Genomic DNA, 16,653 nt, shown 5'->3' on the forward strand with positions numbered 1-16,653 from the left:
ACCTGTTCCATGGATGCGGAAGGGCATCAATGTACCCTGCATTTTTGCGAAGAGCCCGCCTTCTCCCTGACCACAGCCACAGCCGTTGCCCCTGCAGAAGAGGGCAGACCTACGGGGGATGCGGCGGCCTTTCTGGAAACGGAGCGGGGAAATGCCCTTCTTGCCCTTTCCGATGGTATGGGAACGGGAGAAGCGGCGGCGAAGGAAAGCCGTATCGCCATCGAACTGCTGGAACAATTCACGGAAGCCGGCTTTGACCGTGAGCTGGCAGTGCGGATGATAAACTCGGCTCTTTTGCTGCGGCGGGGCGAAGAGACCTATGCTACGCTGGATATCTGTCACATAGACCTGTTTGATGGGCATGCGGAGTTCATCAAGCTGGGGGCTGTGGCGACCTATATCTGGCGCAACAACAGGGTCATTTCCCTCCGTACCACCACTTTGCCTGCAGGTATTTTGAAGCAGGTAGAGGCGGAGAAAAACCAGATGCTGCTGAAGGATGGAGACATGATTTTGATGGTGACCGACGGCATCACCGATGCCCTTGGCGGCGAAGAACAGACGGGCATCTGGCTGAAGGGGAAATTGACAGCTTTCCCTATGTCGAACCCCCAGGATGCGGCGGATTATATCCTGCAGGAAGCAAAGAAGGAGCGGCAAGAGGGCAGAAGGGACGATATGACCGTTCTGGCAAGCCGTTTCTGGCGAAAACGTGCGTGAATATTGCGTATTTTTCCGATTTCGTGTAGAGTAATGATAATATGGTTACATACCAGTTTAGGAGACGAATATGCGGGAAAAAGTACGAAAGACCATCGCACAATTTCATATGTTTCCCCAAAAGGCAAAGCTCATCGTGGGGCTTTCCGGCGGGGCGGATTCCGTGGCACTGCTGCATCTTCTCTGCGGCATGAAAGAAGAATTTCAATGGGACATCACCGCCGTCCATGTCCATCACGGTCTGCGGGGAAAAGAAGCCGACGAGGACGCTCGTTTTGCGGAGGGATTCTGCGCTTCTCTGGGTATCCCCTGTATCGTAAAGGAATATGATGTGGCGAAAGAAGCCGGGGTTCGCGGCCTTGGCGAGGAAGAAACGGGACGTATCCTGCGCTATGCCGCTTTCCGCGAAGCGGCCGGCGAAGGAGGACGCATTGCCGTTGCCCATCACCAGAAGGACCAGGCGGAGACGATGCTTATGCGCCTTTGCAGAGGGACAGGCCTGACGGGTCTGGCGGGTATGTCTCCCGTGCGGGAAAATATCTGCCGCCCTCTGCTTTTCTGCAGCAGAGAGGAAATCGAGCAGTATTGCCGGGAAAATCATCTTGATTGGCGGGAAGATGCCACCAACAGCCAGGAAAAATATACCCGAAACAAACTGCGCCTGAAAGTGCTGCCTGTTTTGCAGGAGATCAACCCCAAGGCAGTGGAACACATGGCGGAAACGGCATCCCTTCTGGGGGAGGAAGAGGATTTTCTGGAACAGCAGGCTTTGCTTTTCTATGAACAGGTGCAGCTGCCCTCTGCCGTGGAGGAAGTGCATCTGCATCGGGAAAAGCTGAAGGCTCTGCATCACGCCATGCGCCGTCGTGTTTTGCGGAAAGCTATGGCCCATTTTCTGAAAACTGACGTTTCCCAGGCGCAGATCAAGGCCCTGGAAGACTTGTTGACGAAGGAAACGGGCAAAAGCCGTGATTTTCTGGAAGGTATCCGCGCCGAAAACCGCTATGAGGCGCTGGTCCTTTCTCTGAAAAAAGAAAAGGCGAAGGGCTACTGCTACCATCTTCCCATGGGCGAAGAAGTCCTCATTTGGGAAGCGGGCATTGCCGTGATGCTTTCTTTCCATGAAAAATTTGATGAAATTTCTGAGGAAACCTGTACGAAAGTATTCGATTATGATAAAATAAAAAAACAACTTTTCTGTCGAACAAGGCAAACAGGCGATTTTATCCGCCTGAAAAACGGCAGGAAAAAAATCAAGGACCGGTTCATCGATGAAAAGATCCCCAGAAAAGAGCGGGAGGCCTATCCCCTCATCGCCATGGGGGAAGAGGTGCTTTGGGCGCCGAACCTGCGCAGTTCGGAGGCCTGCAAAGCCGATGAGCAGACGATTCGATGTTTATGGATTCGGATACGGAGGGTACAGGAATGAAGGAAAGAGTAGAAGTAATGCTGACAGCGGAAGAAATCGACAAGAGATTGGAAGAGCTGGCAGAGGAGTTATATAAGGAATTCGGTGACGAACCTGTAGAAATGATCTGCACACTGAAGGGCGCGGTTGTTGTAACGGTTGATCTGGCGAAAAAAATGAAAATGCCCGTTTCTCTGAATTTTATGAGCGTTTCCAGCTATGGTGACGGCACAGTCAGCTCCGGTAATGTCAACGTGAAACTGGATCTGGATGACGATATCAACGGCAAAAACGTGCTGATCGTGGAAGATATCATCGACACTGGCAGAACACTGAAAAAACTGAAAGAACTGCTGGAATTCAGAAACCCCAAAAAACTGAAACTCGTTACTCTGCTGGATAAACCTGACCGCCGTGTGGTAGATATCAAAGGCGACTATACAGGCTTCACCATCCCCGATGCTTTCGTGGTTGGTTATGGCCTGGACTATGCCCAGAAATATAGAAATCTGCCCTATGTAGGTATTCTCCATTTCGACGAAGACTAAAAATAAAAAGCCGTAAACCTTTTGGTTTACGGCTTTTTTTATTTCCAGCTTACGTTTGCTTTTTTTCTGGGGGCAGTTCTCTGATATTTCACAGCGGGGATACCCATCAGCATGACAGGGCAGAGGTACTGTTCTTCTCGAATGCCGAGGCTCTCCTTAGCTTCGGGTGTTGCCATGATGGTACGCTGCAAAAAGCCGCTGTACAATACACCTACGCCAAGGGACTGGGCCATCAGTTCCATGGAAGTGGAAGCCAGACAGGCATTCATAGGATTATCTGTCAGCACCAGCACCATGGCATCTGCATGGCAGAAGAGTCTGTCCTCATTGGGGTCGGCGTCATGCTCGTCGCAGAACTTCTGCAGTCGAGGTGCATAGGGTCCCATTTTTCCGCCTTGGAGCATTTTTTTCAATCCATCCCAAAGGATGGGCTTTACTTCTTCCAGCGTATCCTGCACTACGATATAGGAAACATCCTGTCGGTTGGCAGCGGTGGGGGTATATCTCCCTGCCTCGATAATGGTCTCCAGCAGGAATTTCGGGATAGGCTCCTGTTTGAACTGGCGCACACTGCGGCGGAACTGCATGAAATGGAGCAGATTTTCCGGGTCCATCCTGCAGGAATCGTCATATTCCCGCACCTCTTCCATGGGAAGATTGGGCATGGAAACGGCTTTTGTGGGGCAGACCGCCACGCAATGACCACATTCAAAGCAGCCGCCGGAAACGTTGGCTTTCCCCTCTTCGATATGTAACACCTGAAAGAAACAATCTTTCACACAAAGGCCACAGCCAATACATTTTCTTCGATCAATGGATACCATAAAAACGCCTCCTTTTCAATCTCTTTTTTCAGCATAACACAGAAGATTTCCCAAGTAAAGAAACAACATTTCTCGGGAGGAAAAGAACGGCGGATTTTCAGCAGTTTTTTCGTTCTTTCCGCCGAAATACTGCGTTGCGTTTCTTTTTAAAGTATGCTACAATTATAAATTGATATGGTCTAACCTCTGTGGGGTAAAGAGGTTGGGATAGTCAAAAAATTTATGAGTATAAGGAGGAACGCTCTTGAACAAATATTTCAAATCCATAGGGCTTTATGTGCTGATATTCGTTGTGATCCTGGCGGCTTTGGCTTATACAGGCCCCCAGATGCTCCCCCAGGAAAAGGAAACGGCCCAGGAAGCCTATGTTTACAGTGACCTGATGAAGGAACTGGAAGCAAATAACGTTGCATCCGTGGAAGTGGCAAAAAGCACAGAAGTCAGCGACTACGGTACTGCAGAAGCCACTTTGAAAGACGGCAGCATCATCAGTGTAAACGTACCCAGTATCTCCACATTGCAGGCAGAACTGGATGAAAAAGTTGTGACAAATGATATCAAGGTAGAGGTTGGGGAACTGCAGAGACAGAGCATGCTTTCCCAGATCGTACCATCCCTCATCATGCTGATCGTGATGATCATCGTATTTACCCTCTTGTTCAATCGCATGCAGGGTGGCGGCGGCAAAATGGCCAACTTTGGCAAAAGCAAGGCCAAAATGAGCGTGGAAGGCGAAAATAAAGTGACTTTCGATAACGTTGCAGGCTGTGACGAAGAAAAAGCGGAACTGGAAGAACTGGTACACTTCCTGAAAGCTCCCCAGAAATTCACAGACCTGGGCGCAAGAATTCCCAAAGGTGTCCTCTTGGTGGGCCCTCCCGGTACAGGTAAAACATTGCTGGCAAAAGCCGTTGCTGGTGAGGCGGGCGTGCCTTTCTTCAGCATTTCCGGTTCCGACTTCGTAGAAATGTTCGTCGGCGTTGGTGCATCCCGTGTCCGTGATCTGTTCGAACAGGCGAAGAAAAACTCTCCCAGTATCGTATTCATCGATGAAATCGACGCTGTGGGTCGTCGCAGAGGCGCTGGCCTTGGCGGCGGTCACGATGAAAGAGAACAGACCCTGAACCAGCTGCTGGTTGAAATGGACGGTTTCGGCATCAATGAAAGCGTTATCATCATCGCAGCAACAAACCGTGCAGATATCCTGGACCCTGCATTGCTTCGTCCCGGTCGTTTCGACAGACAGGTTTACGTTGGCAGACCCGACGTAAAGGGCAGAGAAGCAATCCTGCGTGTCCATGCAAAGGGCAAACCCATGGCGCCCGAAGTAGACCTGAAAGTTGTGGCGCAGACCACAGCAGGCTTCACCGGTGCAGACCTGGCAAACCTTCTGAATGAAGCAGCCCTGCTGACAGCCAGAGACGGTAAAAAGAAGATCGATATGGCAGAGATCCAGAAGGCTCTCATCAAGATCGGCGTTGGTACAGAAAAGAAAACAAGAGTTATTTCTGAAAAAGAAAAATACATCACAGCATACCATGAGGGCGGTCACGCGATTCTCTTCGAAGTGCTGAGCGAACTGGACCCTGTCCACAGCATTTCCATCATCCCTACAGGTATGGCCGGCGGCTACACCATGCCCCTGCCCGGTGAGGACAGAATGTATATGACAAAAATGATGATGGAACAGGAGATCATCAGCCTGCTGGGCGGCCGCGCGGCGGAAGAACTGGTCATCAAAGACATCACCACAGGCGCTTCCAACGACATCGAACGTGCGACAGCTCTGGCCAGAAATATGGTAACAAAATACGGCATGAGCGAACTGCTGGGCCCTATCCAGTTTGGCGGCAACAGCAATGAAGTTTTCATTGGCAGAGACTGGGGTCAGGAAAGAAACTACGGTGAAGGCGTGGCAACTGCCATCGACCAGGAAGTCAACCGTATCGTAACAGAAGCTTATCAGGAAGCAAAACGCCTCCTGAAAGAAAATATGGAAATGCTCCATGCTACCGCAAAGCTGCTGGTAGAAAAAGAAAAGGTGACAGGGGACGAATTCCGTGCTCTGTTTGACCAGAAGGTGCGCAATGAAATTTTGGGCATCGCAAATGAAGTGGAAGAAACCGCAGAAGAAACATCCACAGAAACAACAGATATGGAAAACAGAGAGGAGATTTAACCATGGATTTCAACAACATCGTACCCGGCATGACATTTGAAAAAGAATTTATCGTAGAAGAAGGCGATACAGCAACACATTTCGGCAACGACAACGTGCCCGTATTTGCTTCCCCCAGACTGATCTCCTGGATCGAAGGCACAGCCATCGGCACAGTAGCACCCTTCCTGCCCGAAGGCTGGGAAACAGTAGGTACAACATTCAACCTGGCTCACCTGGCTGCAACACCCGTTGGCATGAAGGTTCGCGTGGTAACAGAAATTACAGAAGTAAAAGGCAAACTGCTGACATACTCCGTAAAAGCTTATGATGAAGTAGATAAGATCTGCGAAGGCACACATGGCCGTGCCATCATCGAACTGGGCAAATTCCTGGGCAGAGTAAACAAAAAAGGCGACAAATAAGAAAAACTGAAAATGGGCATTGGTGGAATCCCACCAGTGCCTTTTTTTGAAAGAAGGTTCTTTATGAACGAATATAATCAGAAGGTGTTGGAAAATGCCCTGAAAACAGAAAAAATGGGACATCCCCTGTATTTTTATGAAGAAACGGATACTACCAATGACCGCATCCGCGATCTGGCGCTGGAAGGTAAACCCGAAGGCACGCTGGCGGTAGCAGAGCTGCAGACAGCAGCCCGCGGCAGAAGAGGCCGCCCCTGGCAGGCGCCTGCAGGCAGCGGCGTCTGGATGAGTTTATTGCTCAGGCCGGATATCCAGCCAACCCAGGCATCCACCCTGACCCTTCTGGCGGGCATCGCCCTGGCGGAAGCCATCGAGGAGATAACGGGACTCGAACCCGCTATCAAATGGCCTAATGATATCCTGCTGAATGGAAAGAAACTGGTGGGCATCCTGACGGAAATGGACTGCGACATGGAATCCATCCATTCCATCACCGTGGGTATGGGCATCAATGTGAATACGAAGGAGTTTCCCGAAGAATTGAAGGACATCGCCACATCTCTGTACCTGGAAAGCAACAGGGAGTATGACCGTTGTAAAATGGTATGGCGGGCAATGGCCTGCTTTGAGGCGCTGTATAAGGAGTTTCTGGCAGAGGGCGGTACATTTGCCCCCTTTAAGGAAAGATACCGTGCAAAGTGTCTGAATATGGGAAAAGAAGTGCGCGTCATCGGCGGAGAGACTTACTTGGCCACGGCTTTGGATATCACCCCCGATGGGGAGCTGATCGTAAGAAGAAAGGATACGGGAAGGGAAGAAGTGGTCTTTTCCGGGGAAGTATCCATCAGAGGAGAGGAGAAATAACAATGGCAAGAAAACCACTGGCAGCAGCCAATAATAAAGAACAGAAATATTTTATGGAAGCGGAATTCAAATTCCTGCCCGATGCCATCAAGGAAGATCTGAAAAAGATCTGCGTGTATATGGCGGAAAAACTGAACTGTACCTTCATCGTTGGCTTTGATGACAACGGCGATGTGTATTTTGAAACTGTAAAGCATGAAGGCGATTTCGATTTTGACGATATCGGCGCAGAATTGGAGATCAAACGCCTGCAGAAGGAAGAACTGGAACTGTTCCGCGCGATGGAACTGTGGTATGTGATTTTCTGCACAAAAGAAGGCGAAATGGCGAAGCAGGAATTGATGCACAGAGCCGCTGCAGAGGGCAAAGCCCTGTAAAAATAGGCAAAAAACAGGGAAAAAATTGAAAAAAATATTGTAATATTCACATTTGCTGTTATAATGAATGAAGATTATGTGGAACGGTGGGAAATAAGGAAAAGGATAGCATGACCCTGAAAAATGGGCAGGCATATCGGCTTTTCTTTCCAGCGGGACAGGCAGTCTGTAAACAATATTCCAAATCATCTTATATCTCATAGCCCTATGGCAAAGATAAGAATGAGAATGAAAGGAGCTATTTCAAATGAGCGAAACAACAAACACAGTAACAAAGAAGAGCAAAATGTCAGCTCGCGATCTGACAACGCTGGGTCTTCTGACAGGTATCCTGTTGGTAATGAGCTTCACGCCCCTGGGTTATTTCCATACCTTTGGTCTGGATATTTCCCTGATGATGATCCCTGTAGGCATCGGCGCAATGCTGATGGGCCCCAAGGCGGGCGCGTGGCTGGGCTTCGTCTTCGGTGCAACAAGCTTTTATCAGGCAATGACAGGTGCTTCTCCTTTCAGTGCGATGCTGTTTAACATCAGCCCTCTGGGTACATTCGTCACATGTATCCCTACCAGAATGTTGATGGGCTTTTTGACAGGTGTGATCTTCCTGGCAGCACAGAAGCTGGATAAAAAGAAAACAGTATGTTTCTTTGTAGGCGGTTTCTTTGCAGCTTTCCTGAATACCCTGTTCTTCATGAGCACACTGCTGCTGTGTTTCTGGAATACAGATTATATCCAGGGCTTCAATCAGGCTTTCGGCAACGTAAATCCTTTTGTATTTGTAGTCCTGTTCGTAGGCATCAATGGCGCACTGGAAATGCCCGCAAGCTGTATCGCAGGCGGCATCGTTTCCAAGGCTGTCAGCAGAACGCTATATAAAAAGGTCGTTTAAGTTTGAATACATAAAATAGAAATGCATACGGCGCAGGATGGATTTCCTGCGCCGTTCTTTAAATTTAAATTCCGAATAGGAGAAGGTTTATGTTATTGGTAATCGATGTAGGCAATACGAATATGGTTTTCGGTGTATTTGATGGGGATAAGCTGGTGGCAAACTGGCGTCTTTCCACCCAGAGCGGGCGCACCTCCGATGAAACGGGGCTGATGATTCGCAATCTGTTCGAATATTCCGATGTTTCCGTAAACGATATCGAGGCGATCATCGTTTCTTCCGTTGTGCCCAATGTGATGTATTCCATGCTCAATGGTATCAAGAAATTCCTGAAAAAAGATCCTATTGTGGTTCGTGCGGGTATCAAAACAGGGATTAACCTGCGTATGGAAAACCCCAAGGAAATGGGTACCGATCGTATCGTCAACCTGGTGGCAGCCCACGAACTTTATGGCGGCCCTGCCATTGTTGTGGATTACAGTACGGCGACCACTTTCGACGTTGTCAGTGAAAAGGGCGAATTCCTGACGGGTATCACAGCTCCCGGGCTGCAGACCTGTGCAGATGCCCTGACACAGAAGGCGGCAAATCTGCCTAAATTTGAGATCGTAAATCCCGGCAGTGTAATTACGAAAAATACTGTGGAAAGCATGCAGGCGGGCCTGGTGGTGAGCCATATTGGCGAAGCGAAATATATCATCGAAAAAATCAGAGAACATTTTAAATGTCCTGATATGAAGGTTATTGCGACAGGCGGTCTGGGCAAAGTGATCCATGAAGAGAAAAAAGGTATTTTTGATGTATATGATCCTGTTCTGGCGCTGCATGGCCTGCGTCTGATCTATGCGAAAAATAAGGGCAGGAGATAAGTAGGAGGAAAGCAGATGCTTTTGGTAATCGACGTTGGTAATACCAACTTTGTTTTAGGCTTATATGATGGGGAGGAACTGGTCAACTGCTGGAGAATGACCACCGGCGGCAATCGCACTGCTGACGAAACAGGTATTTGCATCCATGGCCTGTTTGATGCAGCGGGGATCGATGCAAAAAAGGTCGAAGCGGTCATCATTTCTTCTGTTGTGCCTGATATCATGTATTCCCTGACACAGGGCATTCGTAAATACTTTAATATCGAACCAATGATCGTAGGCGTGGGGATGAAAACAGGCATCGTAATCAAGCGCGATGACCCCAAATCTGTTGGCGCCGACAGAATCGTCGACCTGGTGGCGGCCAATGAGATCTATGGCGGCCCTGCCATCGTTATCGATTATGGTACAGCCAATACCTTCGATGTGATCAATGAAAAGAATGAGTTTATTACTGGCTTTATCACACCGGGTATCTCTTCCTGCGCTGATGCCCTCTATCAGAAGGCGGCACAGCTGCCCAAGATCGAGATCAAGGCGCCCAAGTCTATTATCGCGAAAAACACCGTGGATAGCTTCCAGGCGGGCCTGGTGCTGGGGCATATCGGCCAGACAAAGTATATTATCGAGGAGTTCAAGGAAAAATTGAACATGCCTGATATGAAGGTCATCGCTACGGGCGGGCTGGCGAAGGTCATCGACCCCAACAATGAAATTTTCGATGTACTTGACCCTGTATTGACTTTGAAGGGTTTGCGTATTTTATACGAAAAAAATAAGTAAAATAAAAACAGACGAGAGAATCGTCTGTTTTTCTCTTAAGACCGTGGGGTGCCACCCCACTTCCCCGCTGGGGCATGATGCCCCAGACCCCCATTTGCAAAACCATGTACATGGTTTTGCGGTATCCATTGGGGGACTTTGCCCCTTAGCTAGTGGCTTTGCCGCAACGGGGTTCCAAGGGAGTGACTCCCTTGGTGGGAGTTTGAGGGCAAAGCCCTCAAGAAGGGAGAATATTATGAAAATTGGAAATTTAGAATTGGAAAATAACGTGTTCCTGGCGCCTATGGCGGGCGTGACAGACCTGCCTTTTCGCCTGCTTTGCAAGGAAATGGGCTGCGGACTGGTATACTCTGAAATGGTCAGCGCCAAGGGCATTTTATACGATAATAAAAATACAACAGAATTGCTGGAGATCGACCCGAAGGAACGCCCTGTTGCGGTGCAGCTGTTTGGCTCCGATCCTGAAATCCTGGGTGCGATGGCGAAGAAAATAGAGCAGTACCCCATCGATATCATCGACGTGAATATGGGCTGCCCTGCGCCGAAGATCGTCAAGAACGGCGAAGGCTCTTGTCTGATGAAAACGCCTGAATTGGTGGGTAAAATTGTAAAGTCCCTGGTGGAAAGCCAGTCTAAGCCCGTGACCATCAAATTCCGTAAGGGCTTTGATGATGACCATGTGAACGCTGTGGAAATTGCAAAGGTTGCCGAAGCAAATGGCGCATCTGCTGTGGCGGTTCATGGCAGAACAAGAGAGCAGTATTATAGTGGTAAGGCGGATTGGGATATCATCAAACAGGTGAAAGAGGCTGTAAACATTCCCGTTATCGGCAATGGCGATATCTTTACCCCTCAGGATGCCAAAAATCTGCTGGAGCATACAGGTTGTGATGCCATCATGGTTGGCAGAGGTGCTCAGGGGAATCCCTGGATCTTCAAACGCATTTTGCATTATTTGAATACAGGCGAACTGCTGCCCGAACCCACGGCGGAAGAACGGGTGGAAAAGGCCCTGCGCCATGCGCAGATGCTGATCGATTATAAGGGTGAATATATCGGTGTACGTGAAATGAGAAAGCATATGGCGTGGTATATGAAAGGGATGCCCGGTGCGGCGGAACTGCGCGGCAAGCTGAACTATGCAGAAAACAGAGCAGAACTGGAAAGCCTTCTGAGAGGGTATCTGGAAAGTCATAAGTAAAATAAAAAAGACCGGATTTCCGGTCTTTTTTATTTTACTGAATGTCTACTACTTCGTAGCCGGCGTCTGTTACCACTTTCACCAGTTCTTCATCGCTGATTTCTTTGCTCAGTTCCACTTCGGCAGATTTGCCTTCCAGGGAAACAGTTGCTTTCACGCCGTCCATTTCATTCAGGGCTTTGTCAACTCTGCCTGTGCAGTGGTGGCACATCATGCCTTCGATTTTCAGTACTTTTTTCATCATTACTTCCTCCTCATTTGGAATATCATTTTCTTTTTCATCTATCACTTGCGCCGCTTTTGCAGCGTAGAGTTCCTGGTGTGTTGGTTTGAACAGCTTCAAGCGTAATGCGTTGCCTACAACGAACGCGGAACTGCAGCTCATGGCCGCTGCCGCAAACATAGGGTTCAGCTTCCAGCCCAGGGCTGTGTAGAATACGCCCGCCGCCAGGGGAATGCCGCATGTGTTGTAGAAGAACGCCCAGAACAGGTTCTGTTTGATGTTCTTGATGGTGGCGTGGCTCAGCTGCACGGCTGTTACTGCATCCAGCAGGTCGCTCTTCATCAGCACGATATCTGCAGATTCCATGGCAACGTCTGTGCCTGCGCCAATGGCGATGCCCACGTCTGCTCTTGTCAGGGCAGGGGCGTCGTTGATGCCGTCGCCGATCATGGCGACCTTCTTGCCGCTTTCCTGCAGTCTGCGCACTTCCATTTCCTTATCCTGGGGTAAAACCTCCGCGATGGCGTGGATGCCCAGTTTTTCTGCGATGGCGTTGGCTGTACGTTTATTATCCCCCGTCAGCATGACTACGTCAATGCCCATTTTATGAAATGCGTCAACGGCGTCCTTGCTGGTGGGCTTCAATGTGTCCGCTAAGCCCAGCACGCCCAGGAATTTTTCGCCCTCTGCGAAGAAGAGCGGTGTTTTGCCTTCTTCTGCAAGGGTGATGGCTTTTTCTTCAAAGCCTTTCAGGTCGATATTTCTTTCCTGCATCATTTTCAGGTTACCGCCGAGGATATGCTTGCCGTTTACGTCTGCTTCGATACCCTGACCTGCCGTAGCCAGCAGATTTTCCGCATCGTTCAGGCTGATTTCTGCTTCTTTTGCATGGTTCACCACAGCCTCTGCCAGAGGATGTTCAGACAATGCTTCGATAGAAGCCGCCGCTCTCAAGAAAGGATTTCTCAGTACACCGGGGGCGGGCATTACGTCTGTCACGATGGGGTGACCTTCTGTCAGAGTGCCTGTTTTGTCCAGAACGACGGTGTCGATTTTATGGGCGATTTCAAGGCTTTCTGCGGATTTCACCAGAATACCGTATTCTGCGCCTTTGCCTGTACCAACCATGATGGCTGTAGGAGTCGCCAGACCCAATGCGCAAGGGCAGGAGATAACCAGAACGGCGATACCGATGGAAAGGGCAAAGGAGAAGGGATGACCAACGAACATCCAGACCGCTGTTGCGATGATTGCAATCGTAATAACGACAGGAACAAAAATACCGCTGACGGTATCCGCCAGTTTAGCGATGGGTGCTTTGGATGCGCTGGCTTCTTCCACCAGATTGATGATCTGAGACAATGTTGTATCATTGCCAACACGGGTGGCTTCCATTTTGAAGAAGCCTGTTTTATTCACTGTTGCGCCAATGACGGTGTCGCCCACCTGCTTGTCCACAGGAATGGATTCGCCAGTGATGGCACTTTCGTCAACAGCGGAGAAGCCTTCGATGATCTTGCCGTCCACGGGGATGCTCTGACCAGGGCGTACCACGATGATATCGCCTACGATGACCTGTTCGATGGGGATTTCCTGTTCTTTGCCGTTTCTCAGAACGGTTGCCATTTTAGGTGCTAAGTCCATCAGCTTGCTGATGGCTTCGGAAGTCTTGCCTTTGGAACGGGTTTCCATGAATTTGCCCACGGTGATGAGGGTTAAAATCATTGCCGCCCCTTCGAAGTACAGTTCCATACCGTAATGGTGTGCCATTTCCAGATCGCCGCGGCCAAGGTAATAGCCCATGGCGTAGATGGCGAAGATACTATAAATATAGGAAGCCGCAGAGCCAAGGGCAACCAGAGAGTCCATGTTAGGGGCTCTGTTTGCCAGGGCTTTGAAGCCGACTACGAAGAATTTCTTATTGATAATGAGGACGGGCGTTGCCAGCACCAGCTGGGTCAGGGCGAAAAGCATGATGTTTTCATGGCCTGTCAGGATGGCGGGCAAGGGTGCGCCCATCATATGCCCCATGGAGACATAGAACAGGGGGATAAGGAAGCAGAAGGAAGAGATGAGTCTCTTTTTCATCACTGCCATTTCCTCCAGCGCCACGTTTTTGGGGGGCTCGTTTGCCGCAGAAGCATTGTTTGCGCCCTGCAGGCTTGCGCCGTAGCCGCCGCTTTTTACGGCGTTGATGATGTCGTCTGTATTCAGTGCATTTTCGTCATATTCCACGACCATGCTGTTTTTCAAAAGGTTTACGCTGACGGTATCGATGCCTTCCAGCTTCCGCACAGCCTTTTCCACATGGGCGGAGCAGGCGGAACAGGTCATGCCCGTCACGTCGAATTTTTGTTTCAAGTCGGAACACCTCCGTTTATTTCATTAATTTCTGCAATGTCTGCACCAGTTCGTCTACGGTTTCATCTTTCCCGTTTTTGATGTCTTCCATCACACAGGTACGGATGTGGTTTGCCAGAAGTTCGCGGTTGAAGGCGTTCAGTGCCGCCTGAATGGCGCTGACCTGTGTCAGGATATCCGTGCAGTAAGTGTCTGTTTCCACCATTTTGCGGATACCTCGTACCTGACCTTCAATGCGGTTGAGACGATTGATCAGAGATTTATATTCTTCTTCCGAACGATGTTTTGTCTTATGTGTACAACAACAGTTTTTTTCCATAAGTACCTCCATATCTCTCTTAAGATACCCCTTGGGGGTATGCAATACTACTATATACCCCTTGGGGGTATAAGTCAAGAGGGGTTTTGCCACCTGAGAAATGGTATCATCTTGCGCAGAAAATTTCGTTGTGCTAGACTGAAACCAGATGGGAGGGATTCAGATGAAGCAAGGACATCCGATGAGAAGAAAAGACAGACTGGTTTCAGAAGAAAGAGCCAGAGAAATTATCAAAAATGCAGAATATGCCATCATTATGACAGCCGATAAAGAAGGACAGCCCTATGGCGTGGCTGTTTCCCATGTAGTCGAAGGTGATAAAATCTATTTCCACTGTGCGGCAAACGCAGGCAGAAAACTGGAGAATATCCGCCAGAACCCCAAGGTTTGTGTGACCTGTGTTTCCAATACTTATATTGACCCTGAAAAATTTACCCACCGCTATGAAAGCGTCGTTGCAGAAGGCATTGCAACCATCGTGGAGGAAAAAGAAGAAAAACTCCATGCCCTCTGGCTGGTGGCGAAAAAATACGCACCGGGCACATTCAAGGACAATGAGGAGTATATCCTGCCCAAAATGGATGCCACAGGCATTGTCCGTATCGATATGGAAACTTTGTCTGGAAAAGTAAATGAAAAATAAAAAATAAAAAAAGAACCCGTTCTCTTAAGAGAACGGGTTTGTTTTTATGCTAAAACATATACTGTTGTGTTTCTAACGCCCCAGCCGAATGCTTCTGCTTTGGAGCCGTAGCAAACGTCTACGCGGTTGCCTTTGATAGCGCCGCCGGTATCTGTAGCAATTGCTGTGCCGTAACCGGGGATATAAACTTTAGAGCCCAGAGGAATCACCTTGGGGTCTACAGCAACGGTGCCGTAGCCGGCTTTTGTGCCGGAGGCTGTGATGCCGTTGCAGCCTGCGTCAAAGGGTGTGTAAGCGGTTACCTTTGCGCTGATGGCTTTAGTGTATCTAACGCCGTTGATGTAGTGGGCTGTGCCAACTTCAACGATTTTATTCTGTGCTGCTGTTGTAACTTTTTCTTCCACAAATTTTGTATCCATCAGTTCAGTACCGTGATAGATCTCTTTGCTGATGATTGTGGATACGCCATCTTTCCCTTCCTGGATCACTTTGGATTCACCGTATTCCATGTTAGGGTTTTCTTTTTCGATGGTCTTGTAGGGGATTGTTTTTGTTTCTGCCACTGTCTTTTCTGTTACAGATGTCAGGGACAGTGTCATCATTGCTTCGATGGGGTCGCTTTCGTCTGCGCCTTCCAGGAAGTATTCTGTATCGATTGTGTTTTCCAGATCAGCCAGCAGTTCGCCAACTGTGGTCTTGTCTGTGGAGACCATTCTGGGTGCGCCATCAATATTGATGACTACAGACTGCATATTTTCGGATTTGCTGTAAGCAGATGCTGTTCCGCAGCCGATTACCAATATAAATACTACGATAGCAAATACTCTAAGATGTGTTTTCATTTTTACCTCCTTGAACGAGCCGTACTGCCTTTTTGTGTGGGAAGGGCAGGGGATGTCGCTCCTTGTAGTTATTAGATGATAGACATGAGTTAGATTTTTATGCCTCTCTCCCGTCCTTGAATGGGGGACGGTCGCAGTCGTATTTACACGGGGAGTCGTCACTTCCGCATAATGTTTACGCCTTATTTTCTTGACTGCAAAAAATAAAAGACATATCGTTCTGATATATCTTTATTCTTTCTACAGTCAATATATTAACACATTTGTAACAATTACGCAACCTTTTTTAAAAAATATGGTGATTATTTTTAAAATAAATGGCAAAAAAATGAAACTTTTTCAGAAAGATAAAACCCCGGAAAGCCTTGATTTTAAAGGGTTTTCGGGGTTTTGCTCCGCTTTTTTCGGGGTGGAAAAATTTTCTGAAAGTTTTTATTTGAAAAACAGAGATTTCGCATTATTTTCTGTAATTTCTGCTACTTTTTCCGGTGTTATGTTTTTAATTTCAGCAATTTTTTCCACAACGTATTTCAGGTTTGTAGAATCGTTTCGTTTGCCTCTGTTGGGGGCAGGTGCCAGATAAGGGCAGTCCGTTTCGATGAGGATGCTTTCAATGGGGATAGCCTCTACCGTTTCTACCAGTTTTTTTGCATTGGAGAAAGTGACTACACCGCCAACGCCGATGTGGAAGCCCATTTTCACATAATCCTTCGCCATTTCCGCAGAGCCGGAATAGCAGTGGATGGAGCCACGGCGTACGGTGGAAGATTGAATGATATCGAAGGTTTCCTGAGAAGCATCGCGGGAATGGATGACAACGGGCAGACCTGTTTCTTCCGCCAGACGCAGCTGCTGTCTGAACCAGAAGCGCTGCAGTTCCCGGGGGTGGGTATCATAATAATAATCCAGACCGATTTCACCGATGGCAACTACCTTGGGGTGTTTGCTCAGCTTTCTCAGCTTTTCGATGGTCTGAGAGGACATATCATAGAGTTCATGGGGGTGTACGCCGACGGCAGCGTAGATATAGTCATATTTTTCCGCCAGACGGATGCTCATTTCGGAGCTTTTCACGTCGCAGCCGATATTGATGACATGACTTACCCCGGAAGCAGGGAGAAGCTCCCGCAGGAGCTCCTCTCTATCTTCTCTGAATCTCTTATCGTCATAATGGGCGTGGGATTCAAAATATTTCATAA

General features: G+C 48.6%; 17 protein-coding genes. 12 read left to right on the forward strand and 5 right to left on the reverse strand.

Features of this window, described 5'->3' with window-relative positions:
• The 3 genes from IJ369_RS03885 to hpt all read left to right on the forward strand — a co-directional run.
• On the forward strand, positions 1-720 hold a 720-nt coding region (locus IJ369_RS03885; RefSeq protein ID WP_290716208.1), incomplete at its 5' end, for a PP2C family protein-serine/threonine phosphatase.
• A 70-nt stretch (positions 721-790) separates the two neighbouring features.
• Entirely contained in the window at positions 791-2,149 is a 1,359-nt protein-coding gene (gene tilS, locus IJ369_RS03890) for a tRNA lysidine(34) synthetase TilS (RefSeq protein ID WP_290716212.1), read from the forward strand.
• Complete coding sequence (gene hpt, locus IJ369_RS03895) at positions 2,146-2,676, forward strand: hypoxanthine phosphoribosyltransferase (protein WP_290716216.1); 531 nt, start codon at positions 2,146-2,148, stop codon at positions 2,674-2,676. The genes tilS and hpt overlap by 4 nt, the downstream gene beginning before the upstream one ends.
• A gap of 38 nt (positions 2,677-2,714) precedes the next feature.
• Here the strand turns inward: hpt and IJ369_RS03900 are convergent, their stop codons facing one another.
• Complete coding sequence (locus IJ369_RS03900; protein WP_290716218.1) at positions 2,715-3,500, reverse strand: nitroreductase family protein; 786 nt, start codon at positions 3,498-3,500, stop codon at positions 2,715-2,717.
• A 244-nt stretch (positions 3,501-3,744) separates the two neighbouring features.
• On the opposite strand from IJ369_RS03900, the gene ftsH reads away from it, so the two are divergent.
• From ftsH to dusB, 8 genes are all read left to right on the forward strand, one after another.
• The gene (ftsH, locus tag IJ369_RS03905) at positions 3,745-5,679 is read left to right on the forward strand and encodes an ATP-dependent zinc metalloprotease FtsH (RefSeq protein ID WP_290716220.1); all 1,935 of its coding nucleotides are present in this window, start codon (positions 3,745-3,747) and stop codon (positions 5,677-5,679) included.
• A 2-nt stretch (positions 5,680-5,681) separates the two neighbouring features.
• Positions 5,682-6,083 (forward strand): thioesterase family protein, encoded by a 402-nt coding sequence (locus IJ369_RS03910; protein ID WP_290716222.1) that lies wholly within the window; start codon positions 5,682-5,684, stop codon positions 6,081-6,083.
• 63 nt (positions 6,084-6,146) lie between these two features.
• Complete coding sequence (locus IJ369_RS03915; protein ID WP_290716224.1) at positions 6,147-6,947, forward strand: biotin--[acetyl-CoA-carboxylase] ligase; 801 nt, start codon at positions 6,147-6,149, stop codon at positions 6,945-6,947.
• A 2-nt stretch (positions 6,948-6,949) separates the two neighbouring features.
• Positions 6,950-7,324: a DUF6145 family protein gene (locus tag IJ369_RS03920; protein WP_290716226.1), complete on the forward strand. Its 375-nt coding sequence runs from the start codon at positions 6,950-6,952 to the stop codon at positions 7,322-7,324.
• Between the two features lie 247 nt (positions 7,325-7,571).
• Positions 7,572-8,213, forward strand: a complete 642-nt coding sequence (locus tag IJ369_RS03925) for an ECF transporter S component (RefSeq protein WP_290716228.1) — start codon at positions 7,572-7,574, stop codon at positions 8,211-8,213.
• Between the two features lie 89 nt (positions 8,214-8,302).
• The gene (locus IJ369_RS03930) at positions 8,303-9,082 is read left to right on the forward strand and encodes a type III pantothenate kinase (RefSeq protein ID WP_290716230.1); all 780 of its coding nucleotides are present in this window, start codon (positions 8,303-8,305) and stop codon (positions 9,080-9,082) included.
• Positions 9,083-9,097: 15 nt separating this feature from the next.
• Positions 9,098-9,865: a type III pantothenate kinase gene (locus tag IJ369_RS03935; protein ID WP_290716232.1), complete on the forward strand. Its 768-nt coding sequence runs from the start codon at positions 9,098-9,100 to the stop codon at positions 9,863-9,865.
• Between the two features lie 235 nt (positions 9,866-10,100).
• The gene (gene dusB, locus IJ369_RS03940) at positions 10,101-11,066 is read left to right on the forward strand and encodes a tRNA dihydrouridine synthase DusB (RefSeq protein ID WP_290716235.1); all 966 of its coding nucleotides are present in this window, start codon (positions 10,101-10,103) and stop codon (positions 11,064-11,066) included.
• Positions 11,067-11,100: 34 nt separating this feature from the next.
• Here the strand turns inward: dusB and IJ369_RS03945 are convergent, their stop codons facing one another.
• Both IJ369_RS03945 and IJ369_RS03950 read right to left on the reverse strand, forming a co-directional pair.
• Entirely contained in the window at positions 11,101-13,650 is a 2,550-nt protein-coding gene (locus IJ369_RS03945; protein WP_290716238.1) for a heavy metal translocating P-type ATPase, read from the reverse strand.
• 16 nt (positions 13,651-13,666) lie between these two features.
• Positions 13,667-13,969 (reverse strand): metal-sensing transcriptional repressor, encoded by a 303-nt coding sequence (locus IJ369_RS03950; protein WP_290716241.1) that lies wholly within the window; start codon positions 13,967-13,969, stop codon positions 13,667-13,669.
• A gap of 163 nt (positions 13,970-14,132) precedes the next feature.
• On the opposite strand from IJ369_RS03950, the gene IJ369_RS03955 reads away from it, so the two are divergent.
• Entirely contained in the window at positions 14,133-14,612 is a 480-nt protein-coding gene (locus IJ369_RS03955; RefSeq protein ID WP_290716243.1) for a pyridoxamine 5'-phosphate oxidase family protein, read from the forward strand.
• A 44-nt stretch (positions 14,613-14,656) separates the two neighbouring features.
• On the opposite strand, the gene IJ369_RS03960 is transcribed toward IJ369_RS03955, so the two are convergent.
• Both IJ369_RS03960 and IJ369_RS03965 read right to left on the reverse strand, forming a co-directional pair.
• Positions 14,657-15,454: a 3D domain-containing protein gene (locus IJ369_RS03960; protein ID WP_290716245.1), complete on the reverse strand. Its 798-nt coding sequence runs from the start codon at positions 15,452-15,454 to the stop codon at positions 14,657-14,659.
• Between the two features lie 432 nt (positions 15,455-15,886).
• The gene (locus IJ369_RS03965; RefSeq protein WP_290716247.1) at positions 15,887-16,651 is read right to left on the reverse strand and encodes a TatD family hydrolase; all 765 of its coding nucleotides are present in this window, start codon (positions 16,649-16,651) and stop codon (positions 15,887-15,889) included.
• Positions 16,652-16,653 lie beyond the last annotated feature (2 nt).

Origin of the sequence: Anaerotignum sp., assembly GCF_017483025.1 — a bacterium.
Lineage (GTDB): Bacteria > Bacillota > Clostridia > Lachnospirales > Anaerotignaceae > Anaerotignum_A.

Bases quoted from the DNA above. Each gene is read 5' to 3' on its own strand.
- tilS (WP_290716212.1), top strand. From the start codon at position 791: ATGCGGGAAAAAGTACGAAAGACCATCGCACAATTTCATATGTTTCCC.
- hpt (WP_290716216.1), top strand. From the start codon at position 2,146: ATGAAGGAAAGAGTAGAAGTAATGCTGACAGCGGAAGAAATCGACAAG.
- IJ369_RS03900 (WP_290716218.1), bottom strand. From the start codon at position 3,500: ATGGTATCCATTGATCGAAGAAAATGTATTGGCTGTGGCCTTTGTGTG.
- IJ369_RS03910 (WP_290716222.1), top strand. From the start codon at position 5,682: ATGGATTTCAACAACATCGTACCCGGCATGACATTTGAAAAAGAATTT.
- IJ369_RS03915 (WP_290716224.1), top strand. From the start codon at position 6,147: ATGAACGAATATAATCAGAAGGTGTTGGAAAATGCCCTGAAAACAGAA.
- IJ369_RS03920 (WP_290716226.1), top strand. From the start codon at position 6,950: ATGGCAAGAAAACCACTGGCAGCAGCCAATAATAAAGAACAGAAATAT.
- IJ369_RS03925 (WP_290716228.1), top strand. From the start codon at position 7,572: ATGAGCGAAACAACAAACACAGTAACAAAGAAGAGCAAAATGTCAGCT.
- IJ369_RS03930 (WP_290716230.1), top strand. From the start codon at position 8,303: ATGTTATTGGTAATCGATGTAGGCAATACGAATATGGTTTTCGGTGTA.
- IJ369_RS03935 (WP_290716232.1), top strand. From the start codon at position 9,098: ATGCTTTTGGTAATCGACGTTGGTAATACCAACTTTGTTTTAGGCTTA.
- dusB (WP_290716235.1), top strand. From the start codon at position 10,101: ATGAAAATTGGAAATTTAGAATTGGAAAATAACGTGTTCCTGGCGCCT.
- IJ369_RS03950 (WP_290716241.1), bottom strand. From the start codon at position 13,969: ATGGAAAAAAACTGTTGTTGTACACATAAGACAAAACATCGTTCGGAA.
- IJ369_RS03955 (WP_290716243.1), top strand. From the start codon at position 14,133: ATGAAGCAAGGACATCCGATGAGAAGAAAAGACAGACTGGTTTCAGAA.
- IJ369_RS03960 (WP_290716245.1), bottom strand. From the start codon at position 15,454: ATGAAAACACATCTTAGAGTATTTGCTATCGTAGTATTTATATTGGTA.
- IJ369_RS03965 (WP_290716247.1), bottom strand. From the start codon at position 16,651: ATGAAATATTTTGAATCCCACGCCCATTATGACGATAAGAGATTCAGA.